2 protein-coding genes are annotated in these 1,626 nt (G+C 60.1%); one reads left to right on the top strand and one right to left on the bottom strand.

The features are described 5' to 3' along the window. The coding region (locus tag B4F73_RS00385; RefSeq protein WP_290482248.1) for a leucyl aminopeptidase family protein at positions 1–1,106 on the bottom strand (1,106 nt) is incomplete at its 3' end. 119 nt (positions 1,107–1,225) lie between these two features. Between B4F73_RS00385 and B4F73_RS00380 the strand changes: the two genes are divergently transcribed. Continuing rightward, positions 1,226–1,626 (top strand): tetratricopeptide repeat protein (locus B4F73_RS00380; protein WP_290482247.1); only part of this gene is annotated, 401 nt, incomplete at its 3' end.

Below are 1,626 nucleotides of genomic sequence, written 5' to 3'. Positions count from 1 at the left end.
TCGCCGGATGCCTTGGCACCCGCTTCCATTGCGTCCGCCATGTCCTCGTCATCGGTGTAGAAAGGTGCAAGATCCGGCCCCAGCGCCACGCGCGCGGCGCCCGTCAATGTAGCGAAATCGATCAGCAGGTCCGGCTCTTCCTCACAGGCCCGCGCAAGTGCGTCCGCAAGAATCAGACGTCCCTCGGCATCTGTATTGTCGATCTCGACCGTCAGGCCCTTGCGACTGGACAGCACATCGCCCGGTCGGAAAGAATTGCCGGCCACGGCATTTTCCACCGAAGGCACGTAGAGCTTCAAATGAACCGGCAAATTCGCGCTCATGATCAGTTGCGACAGCGCGATCACATGCGCCGAACCACCCATATCCTTCTTCATGATCCGCATACCCGAACCCGGCTTGAGATCCAGCCCGCCGGAATCGAATGTCACCCCCTTCCCCACAAGGGCAAGGCTTGGATGGGACGGGTCGCCCCATTCCAGCTCCATGAAGCGTGGCTCGAACGTCGCGGCCCGGCCAACCGCATGCACCATTGGATAGTTCGCCTCCAGAAGTGCATCCCCGATCATTGTGGTGAGTTTCGCGCCGAAACGTTCTGCAAGGTTTGAAATCGTGGCCTGAATGTCCTGCGGGCCCATATCGGCGGCAGGCGTGTTGACCAGATCGCGCAGGAGCGCGCAGGCATCCGCCTCGCGGCTCAGCGCGTCGGCATCTTCGTCTGCCGGAATCACCAGCTGAGGCGGCGTCGCCTTGTCTTTGAGATATCGGTCGAACCGGTACGCACCGTCTGCCCAACCGGCCGCAACCGAGCTGAACGCCATGCCACCTGCCTCGACTATGCGATACGATCCTTTTGGCAGTTTCGCCGACAGGCCAGCCACAGCCAGCGCATCCTGGCCCTTGCCCAGTCCATACAGCACCCGGGCAAGACCGCCTGCCTCCCCCGGCACCAGCACGACTTGCCCTGTTGCGCCTGTAAAAGTCTGCCCTTCAGCAATGGCACGTGCGGAGGGGAACGGATCGTTCTCCAGTGATTTGAAGGCTTTGGAAGTGTAGAGGAAGACGTCAACGGCGCCCTTCGGGTCGGCGGTGAAGCTCTTGTGCATGGAATTCAGCCCTTTCAGGGGGAAGAGTTAATGGAATCTGCTGAGGCGTTAACTGATCCTTGACGCCATTCAGTCCAGACTCGCTGGCAGTGTCTCAGATACAAACCCGGAGCCTGCTCATGTCCAGAGCCAAAACGTCACTGACTGCGCTGATCCTCGCGCTGGGCGCCTGCGCATCTGCCCCAGACCCTGAAGCAGAGGCCCAGGCAGAGATGGCCCGCGCAATTGAAGATGCGATGAAACCCGCCACCCCGGAAGAGATTGAAGCGGCAAACAATTCAGATCCGCTGACCAAGGCCAATTTCTGGGCCAATGAGCACACCAAGGATCCCAAGAATCTGGACGTGGCGATGACGTTCGTCTCTGCGCTACGCGGCATCGGCTCGAATGAGCGCGCGATCGAAGTCCTTTCTCAGACCCTGGTCATGCATCCGGAAAATCCGGATCTGCTGATGGCACTCGGCAAGGTATTTTCCGCCGAGGGCAACCTGAACGGCGCCGCGCGTGCCTTTGAAAAAGC

Source organism: Hyphomonas sp. UBA3601, assembly GCF_002375605.1.
GTDB lineage: Bacteria > Pseudomonadota > Alphaproteobacteria > Caulobacterales > Hyphomonadaceae > Hyphomonas.
The sequence above is the reverse complement of the archived record's forward strand: the minus strand, read 5'-3'. Positions and strand labels throughout refer to the sequence as shown.